Source organism: Bacillus sp. RIT 809 (assembly GCF_016892495.1).
Lineage (GTDB): Bacteria > Bacillota > Bacilli > Bacillales > Bacillaceae_G > Bacillus_A > Bacillus_A cereus_U.
This window is the reverse complement of record NZ_JAFEMR010000002.1, coordinates 18,324-44,307: the sequence shown is the minus strand read 5'-3', so window position 1 is coordinate 44,307 and position 25,984 is coordinate 18,324. Positions and strand designations below refer to the sequence as shown.

Here is a 25,984-nt window from a genome sequence, read left to right as displayed (position 1 = left end):
TAAATTGGAGGTCCACGAGCTAAATTCGTTGTACAAGATACACGTTATAATTTTTGAAACTTCTTTTTCATCCCTTTTTCCTCCTTAGATTACTCTGTTACGACTGCCATTACAAACCCATCGTACCCTTTACTTCCTACAGTTTGAAGCGCAGTAGCACTTACACGCGGCTCAGCAGCTATTAGCTCATAGAAATGGCGTATCCCTTGTACACGAGGATCGCTACTAGTATTATCAATAACTTCACCTTCACGTACTACGTTATCCCCAATAATTACAGTACCAGGGCGTGATAGTTTCAGTGCCCATTCAAAATAAGCAGGGTTATTTTGTTTATCCGCATCTATGAAAATAAAATCAAATGGTTCATACTTCTCATTTTCTATTTGTTTTAAAGAATCTAACGCTAATCCTAATCGTATTTCAATTTTATCATTCAAATTGGCACGCTCAATATTGCTCCGTGCAATTTCAGCATGCTTTTCACTTGCTTCTAATGTAACAATTCGCCCTCCAGATGGCAATGCTCTTGCAAGCCATATTGTACTATATCCGCCTAGAGTGCCAATCTCTAAAATGTTACGCGCTCCTTGAATTTGTACTAATAGTTGTAAAAACTTCCCTTGAGTTGGCGATACATCATGTGCCGGTAAATTAGCTACAGCGTTTGCTTGAAGAACTTCTTCTAATGTAGAGTCTTTCGGTATTAATACATCACTCATATATTGATCAACAGCCGTCCATTTCTCAATCGTACTCATGGAAATACCATCCCCTTCAAGTTTTTAATACTTATCTACCATTCAAATTTAATTATACCGAAAATTCCGTTTCATACACAAAAAATAAAGAAGGGACACCCACTCCATTACAGAATAGATGTCCCTTCTTTGTATTTTATATTTATCCCTTACGGATTAGTAGACCAAAGTCCTGCTGATTTAATAAATATACGTTTATTTAATTTCAGCTGCGCTACGATAAACTCTGCAATATCTTCTGCTTGCATTACTTTATCAGGGTTTCCATCAGTTAATCCTAAGTCTACAGCCATGTCAGTTGCTACTGTACTTGGAGTTAACGCTGTTACACGAATGTTATGTTTACGAACTTCCATTGCTAACGATTCTGTTAAACCAAGAACACCAAATTTAGAAGCACTATATGCACTTGTTACAGGTGCACCTTTTTGTCCTGCTGTAGATGAAATATTAATAATATCACCAGATTGTTGTTCAATCATGCTTGGTAAAGCGGCGCGGGTTGCATAGTATACACCCATTAAGTTTACTTGAATGATTTTTTCCCAATCAGCAACTTCTAGTTCTAAAAACTTACCGAACTTAGAAATGCCAGCGTTATTAATTAAAATATCGATAGATCCTAAACCATTTTTTAACGTTTCAATTCCAGTAGTCACCTCTTCATATGAAGATACGTCAGCAGTCGCAATAACAGCTTTTACGCCTTCTGCTTCTACTTCTTTCGCAACTGCTTTTAAGTTTTCTTCTGAACGAGCTAAAAGACCAACATTTACGCCTTCTTTCGCTAATGCGATCGCTACGGCGCGACCAATCCCTCTACCTGCTCCTGTAATTAAAGCATTTTTTCCTTGTAATAATTCTGCCAAGTGTAACACTCCTTAATCATCTCAGTTGTTTATTATATTAAAAGTGTATCTATATTTATGCAAAAAGGCAATGATGCACTTTCATGTGCGTAGGTTACTTATAGGTAACTATGGTAATGGTAAATGTATTTTTAAAGAGAAATAGTGTTAGAAGGATATCCTCCTAACACTATTTTTCTTTATACTTAGGAATACACACAATAAATTCCGTACCATTTCCTTCCACGCTTTCGAATTTTATTTCTCCTTGATGAAGGTCGAGTACTTTTTTTACAATCGCTAAACCTAGGCCACTTCCTCCATAAGCACGGTTTCGTGAAGAATCCGCTATATAAAAACGCTCAAAAACATGTTGCTTCTGTTCTTCTGATATACCAATTCCCGTATCATGAATACTTACTTCCAGGAACTCCGCATGTTCTTTTAACTGAATTGTAATCGTACCACCACTTGGAGTAAATTTAATACTGTTATGAATTAAATTGATCCATACTTGACTCATACTTTCTTGGTCAGCAGTCATTTGCACTTTTTCTAAATCAAGGTCTAACTCAATTTCTTTTTCAGCCCAAAGCGGTTCACTATTTAATACAACTTGCTTTAACTGCTGATCTAATCGATAAGTCACTCTTTCTGGTACATACTCTTCTGATTCTAAAAGTGTTAACTTTAATAAATTTTGACTCAGTTTAGATAATCTCGTTGTTTCAGTTTCAATAATGGTAAGATAATGCTTTCTTTTTTCAGCTGGCAGATTATCATCTTGTAGCGCTCTAGCAAATCCTTTTATAGAAGTTAATGGTGACTGTATTTCATGAGAAACATTCGATACAAATTCCTGGCGCAGTTTCTCCATCGCATTCAGTTCATCTGTCATATCATTTATACTTTTTACGAGTACTCCAATCTCTCCATCATACTTTTCTTCATTTCGTATTTTTACGGAGAAATCTCCTTTTGCAATTTTTTGTATCGGTTCAATGATCGTCCAAATCATCGCTTCTCGCTTCGGTCTCATTAATATTCCGATCAATACCCAAATAAGAACAATAAATACAAAACCGACCATATCACTAATTAGAAACGTAACAAAAGGCGATACGTTTATTTCCAAAGCTTTCATTACACTAGATGATACAAAAAAGGCTATAGACCAAATTATAGTAAGAAAAGTAAAGAGCGCTATTATCGCCCCCATTATTTTTAACATCTTCATCTTACTCATTCGTTTTCTTTGTCTCATTTACTTACCTCTAAGCGATACCCTAAACCCCTTATCGTCTTTATACTAAACTTCGATTGCTCTTCTTGAAACTTTTCACGCAACCGATTAATATGAACGTCTAGCGTGCGTTCATTCCCTTCAAAATCATATCCCCATACGTCTTCAATTAATTGCTCTCTTGAACAAGTTCTTCCCGCTTTAGATCCTAATGTAAAGAGTAACTCAAATTCTTTTAGCGGCAACGTGACCGTTTGTTCTCCGGCGTTAACTTCAAATGTTTTACGATTTAACAGTACATTCCCAACTTGAATAGATTGCGATACTGTAATTTGGTAACGTTTCAATAATGCCTTCACTCTCACAACTAATTCTAGAGGATCAAATGGTTTCACAAGATAATCATCTGTTCCGAGGTGAAACCCTTTTATCTTTTGAGATGTTTCTCCTTTAGCAGTTAGCATCAAAATCGGAATATCATAGTATTTTCTTAATTCAAAACACAAATCAAACCCATCCATATTTGGCATCATAATATCAAGAATCGCCATATCGACTTTCACTTCTTCTATTTTTCGAAGAGCATCTAATCCATCAACGGCCTCATATGTTTGAAAACCTTCTCGTTCCAAAAATACAGAAACAAGTTCTCTAATGTGCGGATCATCATCCACAATTAATATTTTAGGTATCAAGGAATCATATCCTTTCTGCTTAACATACTTTTTAGCACTCTAAAATCAACAATCAGTGAAGTGCCCCCTCACTGATTGTTTTCATTCTATAATGCTCCTTCTTTAATTTTCAACTGCTGCATTGCAAATTCACGGTACATGTCATGTGTCCGTAATAACTCATCATGTGAGCCACTTCCTGTAAGATTCCCTTTTTCAATAAAGATAATTTTATCTGCATCGACAACAGTAGAAAGTCTATGCGCAATAACTAAAGTTGTTCTACCTTTCATTAAGTTATTTAACGCCTTCTGAACAACTGATTCCGATTTACTATCAAGACTTGAAGTCGCTTCATCTAACATCAAGATTTGCGGATTTCGTAGTAACGCTCGAGCAATCGCAATTCGCTGTCTTTGCCCTCCAGAAAGCTTCACACCACGCTCTCCAACTTCTGTTGCATATCCACTTGGTAAATCATGAATAAACGCATCAACATACGCCATCGCTGCTACTTTTTCAATTTCTTCGTCAGTCACTTCGCCCTCAACACCGTAGCAAATATTATCACGAATCGTTCCATCAATTAACGGACTATCTTGTGAAACGTAACCAATTTGACGTCGCCATGACTGTAATGAATATGCTGTAATTGGTTCTTTCCCTAATTTTATGAAACCACTAGTCGGCTCATAAAAACGTTCTAACAGCGAGAATAAAGTTGTTTTTCCGCTACCACTTGGTCCTACAATCGCTGTTACTTTTCCAGATTCAATCGTGAAGTCGATATTTTTCAATACTTTCTCTTCTTCGTTATACTCAAAATGTACATTTTCAATAACGATCGACTGCTTCGCATTTGTAACATTCCTACCTGTTTCATGATCTTCTACTTCATATTCTAAAATCGTATTAATTCTTTCGGTTGCACCAATTGCTTTTTGGAACTGAGTAAAGAACATAGATAACTGACTCATCGGCATAATAATTTGAACTAAATACAAAATAAATGCTACAAGTTCACCTGTTGTTAATGCACCGCTAGAAACTCGCATTCCACCATACCCTACGATAATAACAAGTAATGCCATTAAAACAAACGACATAACTGGTGAAATTAATGCTTGCACTTTTCCTTCTTTCAAACCAAATTGCAATAATTTTTGGATACCTGCATTACCTGTCTCATATTCTTTTTTTTCCGTATTTGAAGATTTCACTAAACGAATTTCTGATAACACTTGTGTTAACACACTTGTAAACGAAGCCGTTTCATCTTGAAGTGCTTTTGAAATCTTATACATTTTTCGTCCAAGTGGAACTAAAATTAGTACCGATAACGGAATAACCGTTAAAAGTAAAATTGTCATTTTCCAGTCTAAAACAAATAATACAATTAATGATCCAATAATTGAGATACCGCCTGTTAATAAGTTTGACAAATGCTCAGAAATTAATGTTTTAACAACACCTGTATCATTTGTCATACGACTAATTGTATCTCCCGTTCTGTTTTGATCATAATAAGACACTGGTAAAATAAGTACCTTTTTCCACAATCGTTCCCTAAGTCCAGCCACAATTTTTTGTCCAATATAATTCAGTAAATAAATAGACAATCCTGCAGCAATTGTTTGAATAATAAAGAATGCAATTAATCCAACAATTTGTCCCGTACTAATTGAGGAAAGCGAAAAATTATCAACTAAACCTTTTGTTAGCATTGGAATAAACAAACTCGCTCCAGTAGAAAGTAAGCTCATTAGTAATGCAAAAATAAGAATGCCTTTCGGTGGATTTGTATCTTTAATGAGACGTAAAAACTGCCTCCAATTCCCTTTTTTCTTTTCTGTATTCCTAACTTCCATTGTCGTTCATCTCCTCGTTTTCAACAAAAATATGATTTCTAAAAATAGAATACGATATAAATGTAAACTGAATGTAAACACACTTTTTCTATTTTTACAAAATATACATATAAACTCATCTTTACAACAGATATACACATCTGATATTATTACCTGGTACTTAATATTATTCTATGTGAATTATAGACTACGCATAGAATAATATTAACTGATTTTATCAATTAGCTAATTTAAAATACTATATAAATCTCCAGCATTGAAAGGAGTATCCTTTTTGCAAACAAATACACATTCCGAAAAGGAAACAATCATTTTTATTCATGGATTAGTTGGAAATCGCCGCGCCTTCAAAAAAGAGCATAAACGATTTTCTGCCTCCTACAACATTATAACTTATGACTTATTAGGTCACGGCGACGATAAAGGAGAAGCTATCGACTTTTCAATACAGCGCCTCGTAGATCAATTATTGAATTTGTATGAAAAAGAGGGAATTAAAGAGGCTCATATTTGCGCTTTAAGCTATGGCTGTTATATCTCTACGACATTTGCACAAATGCACCCAGAAAAAGTATTAAGCATTTGTCATATTGGTGGACATTATAATAATCCTTCCCGTTTATATAACGTATTTCAAAAGTTTTGGGAGAAGCGTGGAGATGACTATTCATCGTGGCTTTCCCAGTATGCAAATACTATTTTTCCAAGCGGGATATTAAGGGCAAATCCGTTCGCTGTTATTTCACGAAATATTTATTACCGTTTCGGATTACAATTACACTCGTCCATTATTGCTGAGTCATTACGACACCGCTTAGAATTCGACTTGAAATCTAAATTAAAAGCACTTCCCCATCCTATATTATGGGTGATGGGAGAACATGATCATCTCTATAAATCTTGTCTCTTTGATTTGAAGTCCATTCTTCCGAACGTTTTATATAAAGAAATTCCATTAGCAGGTCATGCAGCAAACTTATTCCGTCCAAACTATTTTCATGATTTATATGCTAAGTTTTTGCATGGAAAATTGACATAAAGTGAAACTTTAATCAGCGGAGGTTGTCCATCCCCCGCTGATTATTATCCCGCAAATAGCGGGATAAATACTACTATACTGACAGTTTATCCAACTATGAAAAAGGCTTCCCAAGTTTCCCTGGAAAGCCTTTTCTCTATACGAAAAGTATATAAAATACTTTTTCTTAGTATGCTTTTGTGTAACCTAATAGGTGCTTACTCCAGTAAGAGTTGCTTACAGAGCTAATGCGTACACCAGTTGTGTCAGTTTCTGCACTGATGAACTGTCCATTACCTAAGTAAACGCCCATGTGAGAAGGACCTGATTTATAAGTATTTTGGAAGTATACTAAATCACCTGGTTGTGGATTGCTAGTTTTTGTTTTAGAGCTCCAGTATCCAGCAACTGTTTGACGAGCGCCGTTATGACCAGTTTGATTTAATACGTAGTGAATGAATCCACTGCAGTCAAAACCAGCAGGTGTTGTACCAGCAGTTCTGTATGGTGAACCATTTAAAGATCTTGCGAATCCAGCGATTGAAGATGTGTCTCCACCTGTTGGTGCTGTTGGTTTTTGTACTTGATTCGTACCTTGGTTACCACCAGTAACTACATTGTTCACTCCGCCTTTTACAAACTTCACAAAGTCTGCACTTACGTAACCTGTGCGGCCGTTATGGTTAATTTTATACCAACCATTTTCAGCGCCAGTAACGTTTAATACTGTACCGTTTGTTACCCCACCAATTACAGGGTTATATGTAGCTGGACCTGTACGTACTTTTAAAGCTCCTGTATTAACAACATATGATCCACCAGTTTGAACTGTAGTAGTATTGTTGTTGTTGTTTGTAGTTGGTTGCTGAGTTTCGTTAGATACAGCTGAACCACCTTTTGTTACGAAGTCTTTGCTTACGTATCCAGTTCCACCATTGAAGTTAATTTTAAACCAATCTTGAACTTCACCTACAACTTGAACTGTTTTTCCTTTATTTACAGAACCTAAAACAGTATGAGATGCACTTGGGCCTGTACGTACGTTTAATGAAGAAACGTTTACTGTGTAAGTACCTGTTCCTTGCTGAACAGTAGTAGTAGTTCCTTTATTGCCACCAGTTGTTACGAAGTCCCCACTTACATAACCTGTTTGACCATTTACACTAACTTTGAACCAACCGTTTTCTTGTCCAATTACTTGAAGTACTTGACCTGATTTCACTTTAGAAATAACGTTATGTCCTGTACCAGCACCTGAACGTACATTTAATACATCAGCTGTTACTGTGTATTTTAATTCAGAAGTTGTTTCTACCGTTTTTGTTTCAGTTACAGTCGTTTGAGTTTGAGTTTGAGTTTGTCCATTAATTTCTTTTAGCGCATCATTTGAAACTTGTGCATGAGCAGAATCCATTCCAGGAACTGCTACACCTACTACAGATGCTGCTGCTAAACCTGCGATTACTTTTTTCATAAGTTGTCTTTACTTCCTTTCCCTACTATCCTCTTGAGAAAACTATAAACTTAGTACTTTACAATATTATCAAAGTAAAATATTCATCCAGTTCCATTTTTTAGCAAGAGTTTTATTTTTCACACATCGTTTATTTTAAACGATTGAAGTGAATTTAGTGTGAACTTCATGTGAACTTTATCATTAAACAGTGTGTTTTTGCAATGCTTTTTTCAAATTTCTTATGTATTTCATTGAAAATTCGACATTTCATTCATTATCTTAATATATATTTTTCTTTTGCTATCCACTTTAAAAAACTCTATTAATCTAATACAATGCAAAGAATGTATTTTCTAGTAAAGTCCCTTCCATGAAGCATACTCTTCTCATGACAAAAAATGCTTTTTTTATCAATAGTATAATATTTTTAGAAAACTATTTTTGATATTATCCATCGTTTTTAAAAGGTTTGACGATTTGTAAGATTTAACTCCAAAAATCCTGTTCTAATTTGACGAAAATGCACATTCCACTATCTATTTTTCACTATCTATGGAATTTTCAGTATATTTATATTATCATATATAAAGTAGGATTTTAATCCATACAAATTTTATTCACCCCACACTGAAACCAATCGAACTTTTACAGGTCGGTATTCTATACGTATCATTGAATTTTGATATGGAAGCCTTACTGCCCGCAAATAGTGAGATAAAAAAAGGAGATATATTTATGAAAAACATAATAGATGATCCTATACATAAAAATATAGAACTGTACTATGCTTTTTTTCAATTCGTTTCAATTATAACATTACAAAAAGTATCAACTATTGAAACACGTAAAAACAAATTAAAAAATCAGATGAAAAATTCCTACAAAAAAAATCCTTACTACTTATAAAAGGTGAACAGATTATATCTCTGTTCACCTTTTATTTTTTATTTTATTTGTAAATTTTCACACGAGTTTCTAATGGCTGATATTCTTTATCTCCTGCCGAAACTACCGGTTTACCAAATGGCATTTGCGCAGTTAACTTCCAGTTTTCAGGTACATCCCATTCTTTCCTTACTTCTTCATCAATCAACGGATTATAATGCTGTAGTGTAGCACCAAAACCTTCAATCTCTAATGCTGTCCAAATCGCAAATTGCAACATTCCAGAAGATTGCTGAGACCATGTAGGAAAATTATCTTTGTATAGTGCAAAGTTCTTTTGCAAACTTTCTACTACTTTACTATCTTCGAAATACAAAACTGTTCCATAGCCACTTTTAAATGCATTCATTTTCTCTTCAGTAGGTGCAAAATTATTTTCAGGTACAATTTTTCGTAACGCTTCTTTCGTAACATTCCATAATTTGTCGTGTTGTTCACCTAGTAATACAACAACTCTTGCACTTTGAGAATTAAAAGCCGAAGGTGTATGTTTCACAGCATGATAAATCACTTCTTGAATTCTTTCATCAGAAACTACTTGCTCTTTACTAATCGCGTAAATAGATCTTCTGTCTTCAATTGCTGAGTAAAAATCTTTTGCCATCACAATTCCCTCCAATTTTTCATTTGAGGCAATATCATATGTACGAAGCATATAACGCCTCTTAAACTTATTAATAATAAGTTCTTAACTTTATAATATCAACAAACAAAAACAAACTCAAATGATATCACTTGAGTTTTTACTCCCCATACTCTCAAAAATTTAAAAACAGCTTATTAGCACCAACATCAAGGTTCAAATAAACTGTCTGTCTTTTTTTATAGCAATTAACTTACTTCTTCACCTAATTAAGCAATTGAAATGCATAGGACATTAATTTATTTGTTTCTGTAAAACGTTTTGTTTTACTTTTTGTCCCCATAACAACTGTAACAATGCGATTATCGCCTTGTTTTGCAGTACCTGTAAAACAATACCCTGCGCTATCTGTAAATCCTGTTTTTAATCCGTCTATTCCTTCTATATATAAAGCTTTATTATTTTTGTTTAACATCTCATTTGTGTTTGTAACATTAATATTATTAAATGCTAACTGACTTTGACGTAAGTGAGTCACTTCTAATATCTCTGGATAGTCTTTTATAAGATGATACGCTAATTTTGCTACGTCAGCTGCTGTCATTTTTGTTTCACTTCCGTCGGGCTCCTGTAATCCGGAAGCATTCGCGAATTTAGCTTTATCTGACATTTCTAACTGCTGGGCTTTTTCATTCATAAGTTGAACAAAGTTTTTTTCTGTCTTAGCTACATGTTCAGCTAAAGCGACAGCCGAATTATTAGCCGATTCAATCATTAACGCATGATATAAGTCCTTAACAGTTAAGGTATCATTTACTTGCATTGGGATTTTTGCACCCTCTGTTTGTGCCGATTTTGCACTTATTTTCACTGGATCTTCCCAGCGGACTTTCCCATTATGTATACTCTCTAAAACGAGATATGCTGTCATCATTTTTGACATACTAGCAGGGGCAACAGCTTCATTTTCATTATTTTGATAAATAACATCTCCATTACTCGCATCGATAATAATAGCTGCTTTTGCATCAATTTCTGGTGGTATATATTTTGGTGGAACTACTTTTTCAGATAGCCCTGTTTTAGGTAGCTCTGCCACTTGTAAAGGCTGAGTATCTACATTTGTTTCACTCTTTTGAACTCCTTGGAAAAAGAACCAACATATACCCAGAATTACTACTAATGGGATTGTTAATCTTCCCCATTTTAACTGCTTCATTCTAAAACTCCTTTAGCAAACCTTTTATACACTCATGTTTAACCATAACAACAATTACTTTATATCGTCAAGGTAAAAAGCATATTTATTCATCTACAGCAATTATAATTTCAACCGCTTTCTCTTTTCATGTATGTTACACTAAAAACAACGAAATATAAGAATATTCAATAACATCTAAGTACAAAAACACTATATAATAGAAAGGATTTATACAAATGATACTTCCAAAAGCATTAAAATATGGCGATACAATTGGCATCTACTCTCCCTCTTCACCAGTAACCCATACTTCTCCAAAGAGATTTGAGCGAGCAAAATTATACTTACAAAAGAAAGGATTTCATATATTAGAAGGTTCACTAACAGGTCAATATGATTATTATCGTTCAGGGAGCATTAAAGATCGTGCTGAGGAACTAAATGAATTGATTAGAAACCCTAATGTTTCTTGTATCATGTCGACAATTGGGGGAATGAATTCAAATTCATTATTACCTTATATTGATTATGCTTCTTTTCAAGAAAACTCTAAAATAATGATTGGCTATTCAGACGCAACAGCATTATTACTAGGAATTTATGCAAAAACAGGAATCCCTACATTTTATGGTCCAGCACTCGTTCCTTCTTTTGGTGAATTTGAGCCTTTCGTAGATTGCACATACAAATATTTTGCGGATACTTTATTAACTGATCAACACCTTCCTTACGACATAAACCAGCCGTTATTTTGGTCAGATGAATTTATTAATTGGGAAGAAAAAACGAAAGAAAAAGATCTTCGACCGAACAATTGGATTTCAGTAATTGGTGGAAAAGCTACTGGACGTATTATTGGTGGGAATTTAAACACTATACAAGGTATTTGGGGTAGCCCCTATATGCCACATATTCAAGAAGGTGACATTCTCTTTATTGAAGATAGCTCAAAAGATGTAGCTACTATCGAAAGAAGTTTTTCATTACTTAAAATTAACGGCGTTTTTGATAAAGTTTCAGGTATCATCCTTGGAAAACATGAGCAATTTGATGATTGTGGTACAAATAGAAATCCTTACGAAATACTATTAGAAGTATTACAAAATCAAAAGCTTCCTTTTCTAGCCGATTTTGATTGTTGTCATACTCATCCAATGATTACTTTACCAATAGGTATTCAAGTAGAGATGGATGCAACAAATAAAACGATACAAATTATAGAACAGTGGAAAATCTAACTCTACTACCTCTATTATCTTCAACTCTAAAGCTACGTATGGCCTTCTATTGTTTTATATTTTAAAGACAAATTTATAATTAATGTCGGATTAAATGTAATCACCTTAAAAGGCTTGGCATTAAAGCAAGCATCTGCATTAGAATCATTAAGTTATATCATCATTTTAATTTTTAGTTGGTACTTCCTAGGAGAGAAAATAACGAAGCGAAAAATCATTGGCAACATTATTATTGTCATTGGTGTAATCATCTATTGTATACAATAATAAAAAGATCCGTTTATGATAAACGGATCTTTTTATTATTGTCCTAAATTTTGAACCTTATCTTTCAAATCCTGAACTTGTTCTATCGTCTGCATAAGCTCAGAGTTTTTAAACTGCTCTACATTCATTTTTCCTTCCTCTATTTTTTGCATAGAGGTATCAATTAATGTATTTAACTTTTCATTATATCCGACGATTTGCTGGTGAAGGTCCTTCGCTACATCTGGTGGTGTTAATTCATTAAAAGCTGGTATATCTTGTTTAATTTCAGTAAGTTTCGTTTCTAGTTCTTTTCGAGCTTCTCCATTATTAACAGCCTTTTCAGCTAATGCTGGCGCTTCATTTGCAAATGCACTTATTTCATTTACATAGTCTGTCGCTTTTTGAGCGTAATCTATGGAGTTCTTCCCTTCCTCCACTAGCGAACATCCCATCAAACCAATTGAAACTACAATTGAAAGTAACATTGTTTTTGTAAACTTCATTTTGACCTCCTAAATAATTGTCATACTTTTATTCATTTATAAACACTTTATTTTCTTCTTATACACCTTATCACATCATATCTTATTTTTTAATCTTCCTCTTATACATTCTAAAAAAATCATTATTATCCTGTTCAACATGTACCTCGAAACTATCTTCATTTAAATATAAAAACAGACATACTTATTTTAAGTACGTCTGTTTTCCAGGTACGTATAACTCTCACTAATTAAAGTTTCTCTTTATCCTCTCACATGCCCTATTACTGTTATAATATCTATGTCTATATGTACACTAATAATATCTTCTATAATGTCCGTATATCCTTGGCCTAAAGGTGTTCCGTAATGTAATAAAATTTCTTTTTTTTCATAAACTGACTTCGGTACTGTAAAAATAAATTTCCTCATATTCCGCTCATCAGCAGGCTCCAGAATTAAAACAATGCCATCCTCTTCAAACATATAATCACGCCTTCCAACAATCCATTCACTATGGCTCAAGTATTGCCTTGAAAGGATAGGTTTTAAACACCCTTTCTAACAATATATAACCATTTCATGATCAAATAGCTTATACGGCTTATATGATAAGCCACAAATACAAAAAAACACAAACCTTGAACTACCAAGAATTTGTGTTTTTTTTGCATTTCATTCTTATATACCTTTATCAAGCTCATATAACCTACGATATTTCTCATTTTCTTTCAGTAGCTGTTCGTGACTACCTTGCATAGCGATTTGACCACTATCAAGGAAAATCACTTCATCTACATGTTCAATCCCTACAAGATGATGTGTAATCCAAATAACAGTCTTTTCTTCTGTTGCAGAAAACATTGTTTCTATTAAGGCTAATTCTGTTTTAGGGTCTAAACCGATAGTCGGTTCATCAAGTACAATGATTGGTGTTTCTTGCATGAGAGTTCTTGCAAATGCTACCCTTTGCCTTTCTCCGCCAGAAAACCTCTTTCCCATTTCATGCATTTTTGTTTGTAATCCATCAGGAAGAGAAGCAATGTGTGGTGCTAGCTGTGCTTTCTCTAAAGCTTTCCATATCTCTTCATCATTAGCCTCTGGTTTACCGATCCGCACATTATTTCCAATTGTCGTATCGAATAAATGTGGTTTTTGGTTTAATACAGAAATATATTTTGACAGAAAATCCGTATGAGCTTGTTCACCATTCAATATAACTTGGCCACTCACCGGACGTAGTGCCCCAGTTAACAATTTTAGTAAAGTAGATTTCCCTGTTCCACTTCTACCTAAAATAGCAATTTTCTTTCCTGCCTTTATTTGCAATGATACGTCTTTTAATACGGATTCATTACTATTCGGGTAATTATACGACACATTACTCAGTTCAATATCTACATGTTTTGGTACAACGTATTCTTTATCTCCAGGTAACTCCTTACCATCATCTAAAGCGGTATCACTTTCTACGCCATTAAGCCGATGAACAGATTCTACATAAGATGGAATTCGATCAATAGCATCTGATACAGGAATAAGCACATTCGTCACAGATAATGTCATTAATACGAATGCTGCGATAACTGTAGGTGCAATTTGTTCACTTGCTGCTTGATTTCCAGTCCACAAAATCATCGAAATAACTACAATACCTACTATTAAATGAATGATACTATCTCGAATATGGTACCAGCGTTTCACTCTCTTTTCTGTCTTTAACAGCTGGACATTTTGCTCTACATACGCATTAATAAATTCATCTTTTCTACCACTCGCCTGCCAATCAGATAACCCAAATACAGCATCTGTCAATTGTTGATACAAACGATTTCTTCCTCGCTTCAAAGTGACATGATGTCGTTTCATCAAAAGTAGTGATACGAATGGAAGAAGAAAAACAATAACAGCTAACATACAAGCTGCGATAAGTGCAAATACTAAGTCAAATGCACCGATAACAAGTACGAAAATGCTATATACAACTAACGCTAATATACTAGGGAATATTGTACGTAAATATAGATTCTGTAAATGTTCTATATCATCAGACAATACACCTAGTACATCACCAGTTTGAAATCTTGAGCGTAAAAATAACGCCTGTGGTTCTACAATTCTATATAGTTTTGTCCTCATTTTTTCTAAAATTCGTAGAACGACGTCATGCCCTACTAAACGCTCTAAATAATGAAAGACAGCTTGCCCTATACTAAACGCACGCGTTGCAACTATAGGAACATATACAACCATTACATTTTCTGGTCTGAGAGCAGATTTAGAAATTAAATAACCTGAAATGAAAAGTAACATCGCACCTGAACTAACTCCAAGAAACCCGAGGAAAATAGTCAACGTCATTCTACCTTTATTTTGCTGTATATGAGGTTTAATCCAGTTACTCATCGCTCTCCCCTCTCTTCCCTATGAAAATGTAATGTCTCATTCTTTAAAAGCTCTTCATATGTTCCACTTTCTTTAATTTCCCCTTTATTTAAAATAAGAATATGATCCATTTGCTTCATCCAATGGAGACGATGCGTTGCAAGAAATACTAACTTACCTTCAAACAGACGTAACATCGATTGCTTTATTTCAAATTCAGTTTCAATATCAAGATGTGCTGTAGGTTCATCTAATAAAATGATTGGCTTTTTACTTAAAAGTGCACGTGCCATAGCGACACGTTGTTCTTGTCCGCCACTAAGCATACGTCCACCTTCTCCAATCCTTTCGTACATCCCATGTGGTAATGATGCAACGAGCGAACGAAGACCAACTTCATTAATAACTCTCTCAACCTCTTCATCAGGTGTATTCGTTTCATAGAAACAAATATTATCTTTTAACGAAAGTGGAAAAATATAAGGTTGTTGCGGAATATAAGCAATATTTTTTTGCCAATCTTCTCGAGTAGATTCATCAATTTCCACACCATTTACTAACATCTTCCCACCCGAAGGAGGGAGAAATCCTGCTAACACATCGATTAACGTTGATTTCCCTGCCCCACTTTCACCAATAATGCCTATAGCACCGTTACCTTGCCAAGTAAAATCAATTCCCTCTAATATAGCCTTTTCAGATTCATCATTATTTACTTTTACATCTTGTAATTTCAAACTACTAGAAGAATTCCATACTATATCTACATGTGAATCTTTCTTTTCTATTTCTTTTTGTTTCTGTAAAATTTCTTCTATTTGCTCCATTGCAAGTTGTCCATCTAATGTAGCATGATAATTCGCTCCAACTTGTTTTATCGGCAGAAAATATTCCGGCGCTAAAATTAAAATCGTAAGAGCTGGTAACAGTATAATTGTCCCATCTATTAACCGTATCCCTAATCCAACTGCTACAAATGCAATTGATAAACTCGTAAAGAAATCTAATGCAAAAGAAGAAAGAAAAGCAACTCGCAAAGTACGCATCGTTGCTTTTCTATATCGTTTACTTACTTTTTCAATCTTTCCTTCGTGCTGTTTACTTTTCCCTAAATACTTTAATGTTTCTAATCCTTTTAACGTATCTACGAAATGATTAGAAAGTACACGATATGTTTCATATTGGCTATCCGCCATTTTCTGCGCCGCTAATCCTAGAAGGATCATAAATATAATCACAATTGGAATCGTTACAACTAAAATGATTCCAGACTTAATGTCCAGTGTAAAAACATATAGAACAATTAGTCCTGGTACGATACTACTTCTAATCATTTTAGGAATTGTTAATTCAATATAAGTTTTAAATTTCTCAATACCTTCTATCGATAAAGTAACCAGATGGCCAGTCCCATTCGTTTGGACAAATCTCGGCCCTAATGTAAAATATGCTTCTATTAACTGTTTACGTAATGCCAATCCTGTTTTTTCAGCGAAACGCTCAACCAATATTTGCGATGCTCGCACCAACATTTGGCGTGCTGCGAACATGATTCCAAAATAAACAGTTTCATTTAGCACAGCTTGTACTGTTTCTCCTTGAAATAAAAATGTGATTGCTCGTGCTAAAAACACTGTCTGCGCAATGATACTACACGCCTCTAAAATGCTAATAAAACTTAAAGTCACATATAAAACTCGGCTACCAGGATACGACGGAAGTCCTCTTTTTCTTTTCATTAGTACTCCAAATCTTTGTCTGACTTAACAGGTTGTCTAAATACATAGAAACTCCATATTTGACTACCGATAACAAACGGTAAAATAGCAAGAGAGAAATAGCTCATCAGTTTTAATGCATAAGGTCCTGATGCCGCATTATAAATTGTCAAATCATTTACCGCTCCTAATGAGCTAATCATGACACGCGGGAACATACCGATGAACACACTTGCACTTAGCAAAATGATTGTTAAACTTGTCATAAAGAAGGCCCAACCATCTCTTCTTCTTTTATTTAATAAAGTAGAAACAAATAGCGCTACAAAAGCTCCAATTGGAACCATTAGCCACTCTGAACCATGTGCGGTGAAAATATCTGTTTTCCATAACCCTACAGCTGCAAAAACAAGAAGTGTTATTAATGCAAAAGGTGCAATCTTTGTCGCGGCAATACGTGCGCGTTCTCGTAATTTTCCTGTTGTACGTATAGTAAGGAATTGCAAACCATGAACAATACATAGAAGAAGAAACATAACTCCCCCAAGTAACGCAAATGGGTGAAGTAATTTCATGAATCCGCCTACCATATTTTTACTTTCATCAATTGGTACACCTGTCATAAAGTTTGCGATTGCAACTCCCCAAAGTATAGGAGGTAACATACTTCCAATAAACATGCCCCAATCCCAGAAACTTTTCCACTTATGGTTTTCTATTTTCGCACGGAATTTAAAGGAAACGCCTCTTATAATTAAAGCAAGAAGCATAAACACAAACGGAATGTAGAACCCACTAAATAAAGTTGCATACCAGTGCGGAAATGCCGCAAACATAGCGCCACCAGCGCAAACAAGCCATACTTCATTTGCGTGCCAAAACGGTCCAATTGTATTTAAATATATACGCTTTTCCAAATCATTCTTTCCTAAAAACCTTGAAACGATTCCTACACCAAAATCGAAACCTTCAAGTACAAAGAATCCAACGAATAAGGTTGAAATAATTAGAAACCATAACTCATTAAGAGATAACATACTCTTCCTCCTTATCAAATGGATCATGGCTTTGATAATCCTTTTTCACTTTCTTATTCGCATGCCCTTTAATGATACGAACGAATAAGTAAACAGTAATGCCTCCAATAATTACATATAGTGATGTGAATGAAACAAGAGAGAATAATACTTCTCCAAATGAAACGTTTGGAGATACAGCATCTTCTGTTTTCATAACACCAAAGACAACCCAAGGCTGACGTCCCATTTCAGTCATAATCCAACCTACTGTATTTCCGATAAACGGAAGTGCAATTGCATATACCATTAATTTTAAATACCAAGTTTTTTCAGCTAAACGATCTTTTCTTGATAAGAACCAGCCGTATACTCCTAGAAGAAGCATGAATGTTCCACTCATTACCATCGCTCTAAAACTCCAGAACATAGTATGTACTGGCGGAATATAATCTCCAGGTCCATATTTTTCTTCATATTGTTTTTGAATTTGATTCATCCCTTCAACTTGACCGCTAAATTTATCGTATGACAATAGACTTAGCATATAAGGGATTTGAATTTCAAACGAATTTTCTTTCTTCTCTGTATCAATTTTTGCAAATACTGTAAATGGCGCTGGATCCTCACTCGTATTCCATAATGCTTCAGCTGCTGCCATTTTCATCGGATGTGTCTTAATTAAATTTTGTGCTTGTGCATGACCGAAAAATAATACCAATGCTGTTGAAATTGTTCCAACAACGATAGAAACTCTGAAAGACTTCTTAAACACCTCAGTCTCTTGTTGTTTTGCAATTTTCCATGCACTAACACCAGCAATAAAGAATGCGCCTGTTGCAAGTGCCGCTGTAATTGTATGCGGGAATTGCACCCATAGTTGTGGATTTTGAATAATCGCCAAGAAATCATTCATCTGCGCACGTCCATCTGCAGCCATTTCATATCCTACCGGGGACTGCATAAATGCACTTGCAGTTAAAATCCAAAATGCTGATAACATTGTTCCTATTGAAAGGAGCCAAATACATAAAAGGTGAACTCGCTTCGGCAGTTTATCCTCACCGAATACCCATAAACCTAGGAATGTGGACTCAATGAAAAATGCTAATAAACCTTCAATTGCCAATGACGGTCCGAAAACATCACCAACAAAACGTGAATATGTTGACCAGTTCATACCAAACTGAAATTCTTGTAAAATACCTGTTACAACACCTACTGCAAAGTTAACAAGGAATATTTGTGTCCAAAACTTTGTCATTTTCTTATAAACTTCTTGTCCCTTTACCACATACAACGTTTGCATTAACGCAATGATAAAAGCTAAACCAATAGATAGCGGAACGAAAAAGTAATGAAAAATCGTTGTAGATGCAAATTGTATTCGTGCCAATTCGAGCGTTTCCATGCTAAAGTCACTTCCTTCATAATTTTTTATATCGTAATATCGATTGAATTGTATGAATTCACTTCATAACGAACAATTCAATCATTTGGAAATACAAAAAGATAAATTCGTTTATGTACTTTCTGAAAATATAGATTGTCAGTTTTTTAGATAATTACAAAAGAACTTTCTTCATACGATTTACCTTTTCACTATTTCAGTAGTGTTTTATTCGCTAATCGAATTGTATAATATACTTACATAATAAATTCAGGTGATTTTTGACGTATTATTGACAGGATTTTGTCTGAAATATGTCTTTTGTAATTTTTTTGAATTAGATTTCTCACATTTAAAAAACGTATTTTTCAAACATATAACATACTCTTATATCAATTATTATTACGTTTTTCTCTTCATACGCTTGACTTTCCTCTTGAAAAATGTCCTCGAATCAAATCCGGAAATACGCTAGATTTTTGTCAAGAGAAAAATGTATTTCCAAAATTCAAATCAATAATATTGTTATTCACAAATAGAAAAATCCTTTCCTTTTTTAGACTAAAAATTCATTTTTTCGTCATTTTTTCAAACTGCCTAAATAAAAAAGTACCGAGAATAGATTATATTCTCGGTACTTTTATCATTATTTTGTTGTATATTTTCTAACAGCCGGCATAATTTCAGTAGCAATTAATTCAATATTTTTCTCAATCTTATCAAATGGTACACCGCCAAAATCAATTTGTGCCATAAAACGTTGCTGTCCAAATAATTCATATTGGTAAAGCATTTTTTCAATAATTTGTTGTGGGCTACCAATCATTAACGCGTCACGGTGGTCTACTGCATTAGTAAATTGTTGTTTCGGATACCCACCACCGCGTAGCGCAAGCATACCAGCATTAATATGAGGATAATATTCACTAAGTGCATCTTGTGAATTTTCTGCTGTATAAAATAAACTTGTTGTCGCAATTGGTAATGTTGCTGGATCAAAACCACTTTGCTCAGCAGCTCCACGATATGCATCAACCGAAACTTTAAAATTAATAGCTGGGCCACCAAGTGTCGTAAGCATCATTGGTACACCTGCGTGCCCTGCCTTAATCGCACTAGCAGGTGGCCCTCCGACAGCACGCCAAATTGGCATATTGTTATTTTTAGCTCTCGGTATAATTGCCGCATGTTCAAGTGGCGTTCTAAACTGCCCTTTCCATGTTACACTTTCTTCTTTATTTATTTTTAATAAAAGATCCATCTTCTCTTCAAATAGTTCTTCATAATAATTTACATCGTAACCAAGTAAACTATATCCCCCAATACGAGATCCACGACCAGCAACGATTTCAGCACGACCATTAGAAATTAAATCAATTGTAGCAAAATCCTCATATACACGAACCGGATCTGACGTACTTAATACTGTTGCAGAACTCGCGATTTTAATATTTTTCGTAGCTTGTGCAATAGCTCCTAAAATAACTGTATGAGCTTGCGTTGTAAAATGCGCTTGATGACTTTCACCGACAGCAAACACATCAATTCCAGCTTCATCTGCTAACTTGGCTGTTTCAATTAGTTCATGAATTCTTTTTTCTGCACTTATTTTCGAACCATTATGCGGATTTAAAATATGATCTCCAATTGAATATAATCCAAATTCAATTCCTTTACTTGTATCAATACGGTATTTTTCCATAGTTGCTCTCTCCCTTTTAATCAAGTGGTATTAATTTCTCTTCAATCTCTTTTCTTCTCTCTTCTAAAAATGGTGGTAAATCCAGCTCTTTTCCTAATTCTTCAACTGCTGAATCTACTGTAAATCCTGGTCCATCCGTCGCAATCTCAAATAAAATGCCATTTGACTCACGGAAATATAAACTTTTAAAATAAAAGCGATCGATGATCCCTGTTGATTGGAACCCTTTATCTTTCACCGCTTCATTCCAATAACTCAGTTCTTCATCATTTTTTACACGAATAGCTAAATGATGAATACTTCCTTTTCCAGGTCTTTCACTCTCTCCCACTTGCTGTTTCACCAAAATTTCTCCAAAAGATTGACCAGCAATAGATTGATAAATCCCCTCATCGTCTGAACGAGATACTTCTTTATAACTAAACAAGCCTGTTAATGTTTTTGATAATTTATTTAAACTGCGCACTGTCATTTCAACTGTTCCCATACCTAAAATACGATGATTCTGCTCTACAGAAGATTCATCCCATCCAGTCCAATATTCAGGCACCTCTTCACCTTTATTATTTAACAGCACTAACCGTAGGCCATCTGGATCTTCAAAGTGCAGTGCGTCTCTTCCGGCGTAAGTTGTAATTTCCCCATGCGCCACCTGGAGCGACTCAAAACGTCTCTTCCAAAATGTAAGACTTTCTATTGAAGGTACGAGCAAGCCTATTTGTGTTATTGCATTTGTACCACGGATTGTTCTTCCTACATTCGGTATTTCAAAAAATGATAATTCAGTTCCAGCACTCCCTGTTAAATCGCCATAAAACAAATGATACATAAATGGATTATCTTGATTGACTGTCTTTTTCACTCGGCGTAATCCTAATACTTTTTGATAAAAATCATTATTTGTTTTCGCATTTTTTGTCACCATAGAAATGTGGTGATGCCCTGGAATTGTATACATAATATTTCCTCCTCTAATCATCACTTGATTAGTCAATTGATAATGTAAAAAAAATTACTCATGTGGTAATTCTTTTTTTTCACTATGCTTATGAACTTTTGTCATTAACGCGTATAGTATTTTCTGTTCTTCCTCATCTAATACATCATCAAAAAAGGATGATTGAAATGCAAGTTGCTCTGGCAATGCTCCTTCTAATACTGCTTCACCCTTCTCAGTAAGGCTAATCATTTTCGTTTTCCAATCTTGTTTACGTACTATATACTCTTCTTTTTCAAGACGTGTTAACATTCTAGAAATACCACCTTGCGTCACAGTAACTTTTTCGGCTAACTCCATTTGTGTAAGGGGCTGATAAATCCGTATTTGCATAAGTACATCAAATTGAGCTGTCGTCAAATCAAAACGTTTCAAAAACTCATTTGACATCTGATTACTTTGGTTCGTAAACCGTATTAAACGTAACCAGATTAACGATCCTATCGTATTTTCACGCATATATTGTCACTTCCTATCGTGAATCTTACTATCACTTTACCACTCAAGTGATAAAAAAGCAAGTAAAGAGTAAATACATATTTGATCCTAGAAAGCTTACCCATCTGTTTTTCCAATTAGAAATAATAAATTAGCATCAATTGAACTATTTAATTAACGCAATAGACTTTTATACAAAACAACAATCCCACGAATTCCATACACCAGAGTTCTTTTCTAGAAATGGCAAACCCTCCTTTAGATAAGTTAAAGGAGGGACTTCATATTATATAGCTTCACCTAAAACCTTTTTATCTTATATAGAGCTATTCCTTATTACCAAAACCTTATTCCAAAGGGTTTAAACGTTCTGCTCCACCCCTGTACTCTTCTCCTTCTTATCCCTTTTAAAATTCTTCAACTTCTTAACTGTTCCAACTAATCCTTTTGGAAAAACTAGTAGCACGATAATATATAATAAACCAAGTATAATCGTCCATCTTTCAAAAATCGGATACTCCGTCGCTAGTTCTGATAAATAGTATTTCAGTGATTCAATAATCCCAGCTCCAGCGATTGCTCCGATTAACGTTCCAACTCCTCCAATCATTGTCATCAATAATGCGTTTAGTGTCATTTCAATTGAAAATACCGTTGTATTTACAAAACGCAATGTGATAACGAATAAACCACCGCTAATTGCAGCTACTACTCCTGCCACTACACTTGCGATAATTTTATAATGGAGAACTTTATATCCAAGTGCTTCAACACGTTGTTCATTTTGTGAAATTGCCTTTAATACTTTTCCAATAGAAGACTTTGTGAAAAGACGTAATAAAATGAAGATGCTAATTAAACATATAAGTGTTACGTAATAATACGTAAAACGATCACGGAATATATCTGGTACACGAAATGTAAATCCATCTCCTCCGTGAGTCAGCGAACGCCATTTTTCAGCAAGTACAAAAAATAACTGAGAAATAGCGAGTGTTAACATTGCATAAAAATGACTTTTCAAACGTAATGAAAGCATACCGATTATATAACTAACGATAGCTGATACAACAATAGCGGCTGCTATTCCTATAAAAAAGTTCACTATAGACACCCCTTGCCGATCAAATAAGAGTGCCACACCATACGCCCCTATTCCAAAGAACATACAATGACCGAATGAAACAATACCCGTATATCCAAGGAGAACATCAAAACTCATAGCGAAAATAGCAAAGATGAAAATTTGAGTGAACAAAATTAACAAGCTCCGTGAATCATTTACGAATGGAAATACACTTAAACAAATGAGCATAAAAACTCCGAAGTATACTTTAATTCGACCCGATATGCTGTTCACCATGTCACCCCTTTTCACCAACGAGTCCCGTCGGCTTCACTATTAAGAAAAATAGTAACATTAACATATTAATTGCAAGAGATAAATCTGGTATAAAATACGCTGTAAAAGCACCGGCTAATCCGACGATTAAAGAAGCTAGAGCTGAACCTTGTACACTACCTAACCCTCCAATTATTACTACTATAAAAGCTAAAATCGCATACTGCATGCCCATCTCGGCGAAAATAACGCCTGAATATGGTGCAAGTAGGAAACCACCTAATGCTGCCATTCCTGCTCCTAATAAAAAGACAAATGAGAATATCGCTTTTACGTTAATACCGAGAGCTTGAACCATCTCTTTATCCATTACACCCGCGCGAATCATAAGTCCTATCTTTGTTTTTTTCAGCAATAATAGTAAAGCGATGTAAATTAGTATCCCAACTAAAATAACGAATAGGCGATATTTTATTAAGATAACTCCTCCAAATGTAAAACTTCCTTGAAGCCATAACGGTAATTTTGCAGCAATTGGATTAGGACCCCAAAATATTTTGATGCACTCGCTAAGGACGAGCATTCCTCCGAGTGTAACGAGAAGCTGCCGAACATGGTTTCCATACACTGGTCTAATAAGAAATCTTTCTAAAATGAAACCAAGAAACATACCCATAGCGACTGCGCCAATTAGCGCTAATAAATAACTATCTGTCATATTAAATAACCAAACGCCTGTAAATGCTCCCCATGCAAACAAACCACCATGCGCAAAATTTAGTACGCTCATTAAACCGAAAATAAGTGATAGACCAGACGCTAATAAAAAAATAAGCATCCCTGTCGAAACGCCGTTTACAAATAAGTTAATTAGCACATCCACGTTCTATCCCCCCGTATCAATGTTAAGAAATACCTAAATATTTATGACATGTTTCCTTATCCTCTCGCAGTTCCTCCATGAAACCGTTATGCACAATACGCCCATTATCCATAATGTAAAAATAATCACCGATTTGACTAGCCATCATAAAATTTTGTTCAACAAGTAAAACAGTCGTTTTTTCCTTCATTTTCAAAATAGCTACCATTAATTTTTCTATCATTATTGGAGATAGCCCTTTACTCGGCTCATCAATAAGCAATAGTCCATCACTATTAATAAATGCTCTTGAAATTGCCAACATTTGCTTTTGTCCCCCACTTAATAGTCCACTTTTTTTATACCAAAATTGCTTTAAATCTGGAAATAGTTCGAGCATCCATTCTATCTTCTCTTCAGCTTCTTCCCCATTTTTTCCCCTAGCAAGTGCGAATGTCTCTTCTACTGTTAAATCATGAAAAATACCTTGATTTTCTGGTACATACCCTATACCTTTTCTTGAAATTAAATGTGTAGATAATCCATTTACTTTTGTGTTATCATAATAAACTTCTCCATTTGCTATCCGGTGAAACCCCATAACCGAGCGCAATGTTGTTGTTTTTCCAGCTCCATTTCTTCCAAACAATACTGTAATCGTTCCCTTCTCAACCGAAAGGGACACTCCTTGTAAAATATGAAACTGATCTAAATACGTCTCTATATTATTCACTTGTAGTAGTGCCACTATATAATCCCCCTAAATAAGCACTTTGTACTCGTTCGTCTTTCATCATTTCTTCTGGCAATCCTTCAGCCAATAACTCACCATGAAATAAAACGATAAGACGATCTGATAAATCTAGCACCATATCCATTTTGTGTTCGATAAGTACGATTGTGCTCTCTGGATTCTTTTTAATATTTTCGATTACTTGTAATATAGCCGGAACTTCCTCAACTGAAATACCTGCTGTCGGCTCATCTAGTAGTAATACATCTGTCTTTAATGCTAACAACATAGCAAGCTCTAACTTTCTTTTTTCTCCGTGAGCTAAGTCTTTAGCTAATACGTCCCCTTTCTCGTGAAGGAGTACTGTCTTCAAAAGACGTCTCGCTTCTCCAGTTTGCTGCTTTAACTTGGCTGCATTCGGAAAGAAACTGTAATAATCCTGAACAAACGATTGAACACTTAGACGCACATTTTCAAGTACTGTTAGCTCTGGAAAAATATTTGTCAACTGAAAAGAACGACCAATCCCCAAACGCGTTCGATCTGAAATTGATAATTTTGTAATATCCTGCCCTTTAAAATAAACTTCACCTTTCGTCGGAGAAATTTGCCCACTTAGTAAATTGAATAGTGTTGTCTTTCCAGCACCATTCGGTCCAATAATTGAAATGAGCTTTCCTTTTTGTACCGTTAAATTAACATCCTTAATAACATGATGATCCCCAAAAGATACACAAAGATTTTTCGTCTCTAACAAATGTGTCATGAAATCCCTCCCACTGAAAACCATGTTTATGAAAGAAATAAGTATAAAGAGGGTATCCCCTCTTCATAC

At 34.8% G+C, this 25,984-nt stretch carries 24 protein-coding genes and 1 pseudogene; 4 read left to right on the top strand and 21 right to left on the bottom strand.

What is annotated here, in order from left to right:
• Nucleotides 1-89 precede the first annotated feature (89 nt).
• The 5 genes from JTF23_RS02515 to JTF23_RS02495 form a co-directional block, all read right to left on the bottom strand.
• Entirely contained in the window at nt 90-761 is a 672-nt protein-coding gene (locus tag JTF23_RS02515; protein ID WP_204208018.1) for an O-methyltransferase, read from the bottom strand.
• Between the two features lie 149 nt (nt 762-910).
• Nucleotides 911-1,630, bottom strand: a complete 720-nt coding sequence (locus tag JTF23_RS02510; RefSeq protein ID WP_204208017.1) for a 3-ketoacyl-ACP reductase — start codon at nt 1,628-1,630, stop codon at nt 911-913.
• A 169-nt stretch (nt 1,631-1,799) separates the two neighbouring features.
• Complete coding sequence (gene hitS / locus JTF23_RS02505; RefSeq protein WP_204208016.1) at nt 1,800-2,873, bottom strand: envelope stress sensor histidine kinase HitS; 1,074 nt, start codon at nt 2,871-2,873, stop codon at nt 1,800-1,802.
• On the bottom strand, nt 2,870-3,547 hold the full coding sequence (hitR, locus tag JTF23_RS02500) for an envelope stress response regulator transcription factor HitR (RefSeq protein ID WP_002158263.1): 678 nt from the start codon (nt 3,545-3,547) through the stop codon (nt 2,870-2,872). Before hitR ends, hitS begins: the two co-directional genes overlap by 4 nt.
• Before the next feature lie 86 nt (nt 3,548-3,633).
• Nucleotides 3,634-5,394 carry an ABC transporter ATP-binding protein gene (locus tag JTF23_RS02495; protein WP_204208015.1) on the bottom strand — a complete coding sequence of 587 codons (1,761 nt, stop codon included), beginning with the start codon at nt 5,392-5,394 and terminating at the stop codon, nt 3,634-3,636.
• A 274-nt stretch (nt 5,395-5,668) separates the two neighbouring features.
• On the opposite strand from JTF23_RS02495, the gene JTF23_RS02490 reads away from it, so the two are divergent.
• Nucleotides 5,669-6,433 carry an alpha/beta fold hydrolase gene (locus JTF23_RS02490; protein ID WP_204208014.1) on the top strand — a complete coding sequence of 255 codons (765 nt, stop codon included), beginning with the start codon at nt 5,669-5,671 and terminating at the stop codon, nt 6,431-6,433.
• A 166-nt stretch (nt 6,434-6,599) separates the two neighbouring features.
• Here JTF23_RS02490 and entFM read toward each other — a convergent pair whose 3' ends face one another.
• On the bottom strand, nt 6,600-7,886 hold the full coding sequence (gene entFM, locus JTF23_RS02485) for an enterotoxin EntFM (RefSeq protein ID WP_204208013.1): 1,287 nt from the start codon (nt 7,884-7,886) through the stop codon (nt 6,600-6,602).
• 717 nt (nt 7,887-8,603) lie between these two features.
• Here entFM and JTF23_RS02480 point away from each other — a divergent pair.
• Nucleotides 8,604-8,774 (top strand): hypothetical protein, encoded by a 171-nt coding sequence (locus JTF23_RS02480; RefSeq protein WP_002200846.1) that lies wholly within the window; start codon nt 8,604-8,606, stop codon nt 8,772-8,774.
• Between the two features lie 43 nt (nt 8,775-8,817).
• On the opposite strand, the gene JTF23_RS02475 is transcribed toward JTF23_RS02480, so the two are convergent.
• Both JTF23_RS02475 and JTF23_RS02470 read right to left on the bottom strand, forming a co-directional pair.
• Complete coding sequence (locus tag JTF23_RS02475; protein WP_204208183.1) at nt 8,818-9,417, bottom strand: nitroreductase family protein; 600 nt, start codon at nt 9,415-9,417, stop codon at nt 8,818-8,820.
• 244 nt (nt 9,418-9,661) lie between these two features.
• A complete protein-coding gene (locus JTF23_RS02470) occupies nt 9,662-10,615 on the bottom strand; it encodes a D-alanyl-D-alanine carboxypeptidase family protein (RefSeq protein ID WP_204208012.1) in 954 nt (317 codons plus the stop codon).
• A 218-nt stretch (nt 10,616-10,833) separates the two neighbouring features.
• On the opposite strand from JTF23_RS02470, the gene JTF23_RS02465 reads away from it, so the two are divergent.
• On the top strand, nt 10,834-11,835 hold the full coding sequence (locus JTF23_RS02465; RefSeq protein WP_204208011.1) for a S66 family peptidase: 1,002 nt from the start codon (nt 10,834-10,836) through the stop codon (nt 11,833-11,835).
• Nucleotides 11,836-11,904: 69 nt separating this feature from the next.
• Nucleotides 11,905-12,102: pseudogene (locus JTF23_RS02460) on the top strand (EamA family transporter); the annotation flags it as partial.
• A gap of 35 nt (nt 12,103-12,137) precedes the next feature.
• Here the strand turns inward: JTF23_RS02460 and JTF23_RS02455 are convergent.
• The 13 genes from JTF23_RS02455 to JTF23_RS02395 all read right to left on the bottom strand — a co-directional run bounded on the left by JTF23_RS02455 (nt 12,138) and on the right by JTF23_RS02395 (nt 25,915).
• A complete protein-coding gene (locus JTF23_RS02455; protein ID WP_016104561.1) occupies nt 12,138-12,587 on the bottom strand; it encodes a DUF6376 family protein in 450 nt (149 codons plus the stop codon).
• Between the two features lie 243 nt (nt 12,588-12,830).
• Complete coding sequence (locus JTF23_RS02450; protein ID WP_002031341.1) at nt 12,831-13,052, bottom strand: hypothetical protein; 222 nt, start codon at nt 13,050-13,052, stop codon at nt 12,831-12,833.
• 195 nt (nt 13,053-13,247) lie between these two features.
• Complete coding sequence (gene cydC, locus JTF23_RS02445) at nt 13,248-14,972, bottom strand: thiol reductant ABC exporter subunit CydC (protein ID WP_204208010.1); 1,725 nt, start codon at nt 14,970-14,972, stop codon at nt 13,248-13,250.
• Nucleotides 14,969-16,690 carry a thiol reductant ABC exporter subunit CydD gene (gene cydD / locus JTF23_RS02440; RefSeq protein ID WP_204208009.1) on the bottom strand — a complete coding sequence of 574 codons (1,722 nt, stop codon included), beginning with the start codon at nt 16,688-16,690 and terminating at the stop codon, nt 14,969-14,971. Before cydD ends, cydC begins: the two co-directional genes overlap by 4 nt.
• On the bottom strand, nt 16,690-17,706 hold the full coding sequence (gene cydB, locus JTF23_RS02435) for a cytochrome d ubiquinol oxidase subunit II (RefSeq protein WP_002126907.1): 1,017 nt from the start codon (nt 17,704-17,706) through the stop codon (nt 16,690-16,692). The genes cydD and cydB overlap by 1 nt, the downstream gene beginning before the upstream one ends.
• On the bottom strand, nt 17,693-19,096 hold the full coding sequence (cydA, locus tag JTF23_RS02430) for a cytochrome ubiquinol oxidase subunit I (protein ID WP_070139148.1): 1,404 nt from the start codon (nt 19,094-19,096) through the stop codon (nt 17,693-17,695). Before cydA ends, cydB begins: the two co-directional genes overlap by 14 nt.
• Nucleotides 19,097-19,721: 625 nt before the next feature.
• Nucleotides 19,722-20,777 carry an LLM class flavin-dependent oxidoreductase gene (locus tag JTF23_RS02425; protein ID WP_204208008.1) on the bottom strand — a complete coding sequence of 352 codons (1,056 nt, stop codon included), beginning with the start codon at nt 20,775-20,777 and terminating at the stop codon, nt 19,722-19,724.
• Between the two features lie 16 nt (nt 20,778-20,793).
• Nucleotides 20,794-21,735 (bottom strand): ring-cleaving dioxygenase, encoded by a 942-nt coding sequence (locus JTF23_RS02420; RefSeq protein ID WP_204208007.1) that lies wholly within the window; start codon nt 21,733-21,735, stop codon nt 20,794-20,796.
• 54 nt (nt 21,736-21,789) lie between these two features.
• Nucleotides 21,790-22,233 carry a MarR family winged helix-turn-helix transcriptional regulator gene (locus JTF23_RS02415; RefSeq protein WP_002158279.1) on the bottom strand — a complete coding sequence of 148 codons (444 nt, stop codon included), beginning with the start codon at nt 22,231-22,233 and terminating at the stop codon, nt 21,790-21,792.
• Nucleotides 22,234-22,573: 340 nt separating this feature from the next.
• Entirely contained in the window at nt 22,574-23,527 is a 954-nt protein-coding gene (locus tag JTF23_RS02410) for a branched-chain amino acid ABC transporter permease (protein WP_204208182.1), read from the bottom strand.
• Between the two features lie 49 nt (nt 23,528-23,576).
• Nucleotides 23,577-24,437: a branched-chain amino acid ABC transporter permease gene (locus tag JTF23_RS02405; RefSeq protein WP_002158285.1), complete on the bottom strand. Its 861-nt coding sequence runs from the start codon at nt 24,435-24,437 to the stop codon at nt 23,577-23,579.
• Between the two features lie 22 nt (nt 24,438-24,459).
• A complete protein-coding gene (locus tag JTF23_RS02400) occupies nt 24,460-25,164 on the bottom strand; it encodes a branched-chain amino acid ABC transporter ATP-binding protein (RefSeq protein ID WP_002200863.1) in 705 nt (234 codons plus the stop codon).
• A complete protein-coding gene (locus tag JTF23_RS02395) occupies nt 25,142-25,915 on the bottom strand; it encodes an ABC transporter ATP-binding protein (protein ID WP_078180881.1) in 774 nt (257 codons plus the stop codon). Before JTF23_RS02395 ends, JTF23_RS02400 begins: the two co-directional genes overlap by 23 nt.
• Nucleotides 25,916-25,984: the final 69 nt, after the last annotated feature.

Coding starts and splice junctions, on each gene's coding strand:
- JTF23_RS02515 (WP_204208018.1), bottom strand. CDS start 761: ATGAGTACGATTGAGAAATGGACGGCTGTTGATCAATATATGAGTGAT.
- hitS (WP_204208016.1), bottom strand. CDS start 2,873: ATGAGACAAAGAAAACGAATGAGTAAGATGAAGATGTTAAAAATAATG.
- JTF23_RS02495 (WP_204208015.1), bottom strand. CDS start 5,394: ATGGAAGTTAGGAATACAGAAAAGAAAAAAGGGAATTGGAGGCAGTTT.
- entFM (WP_204208013.1), bottom strand. CDS start 7,886: ATGAAAAAAGTAATCGCAGGTTTAGCAGCAGCATCTGTAGTAGGTGTA.
- JTF23_RS02480 (WP_002200846.1), top strand. CDS start 8,604: ATGAAAAACATAATAGATGATCCTATACATAAAAATATAGAACTGTAC.
- JTF23_RS02475 (WP_204208183.1), bottom strand. CDS start 9,417: ATGGCAAAAGATTTTTACTCAGCAATTGAAGACAGAAGATCTATTTAC.
- JTF23_RS02470 (WP_204208012.1), bottom strand. CDS start 10,615: ATGAAGCAGTTAAAATGGGGAAGATTAACAATCCCATTAGTAGTAATT.
- JTF23_RS02465 (WP_204208011.1), top strand. CDS start 10,834: ATGATACTTCCAAAAGCATTAAAATATGGCGATACAATTGGCATCTAC.
- JTF23_RS02455 (WP_016104561.1), bottom strand. CDS start 12,587: ATGAAGTTTACAAAAACAATGTTACTTTCAATTGTAGTTTCAATTGGT.
- JTF23_RS02450 (WP_002031341.1), bottom strand. CDS start 13,052: ATGTTTGAAGAGGATGGCATTGTTTTAATTCTGGAGCCTGCTGATGAG.
- cydC (WP_204208010.1), bottom strand. CDS start 14,972: ATGAGTAACTGGATTAAACCTCATATACAGCAAAATAAAGGTAGAATG.
- cydD (WP_204208009.1), bottom strand. CDS start 16,690: ATGAAAAGAAAAAGAGGACTTCCGTCGTATCCTGGTAGCCGAGTTTTA.
- cydB (WP_002126907.1), bottom strand. CDS start 17,706: ATGTTATCTCTTAATGAGTTATGGTTTCTAATTATTTCAACCTTATTC.
- cydA (WP_070139148.1), bottom strand. CDS start 19,096: ATGGAAACGCTCGAATTGGCACGAATACAATTTGCATCTACAACGATT.
- JTF23_RS02425 (WP_204208008.1), bottom strand. CDS start 20,777: ATGGAAAAATACCGTATTGATACAAGTAAAGGAATTGAATTTGGATTA.
- JTF23_RS02420 (WP_204208007.1), bottom strand. CDS start 21,735: ATGTATACAATTCCAGGGCATCACCACATTTCTATGGTGACAAAAAAT.
- JTF23_RS02415 (WP_002158279.1), bottom strand. CDS start 22,233: ATGCGTGAAAATACGATAGGATCGTTAATCTGGTTACGTTTAATACGG.
- JTF23_RS02410 (WP_204208182.1), bottom strand. CDS start 23,527: ATGCTCATTTGTTTAAGTGTATTTCCATTCGTAAATGATTCACGGAGC.
- JTF23_RS02395 (WP_078180881.1), bottom strand. CDS start 25,915: ATGACACATTTGTTAGAGACGAAAAATCTTTGTGTATCTTTTGGGGAT.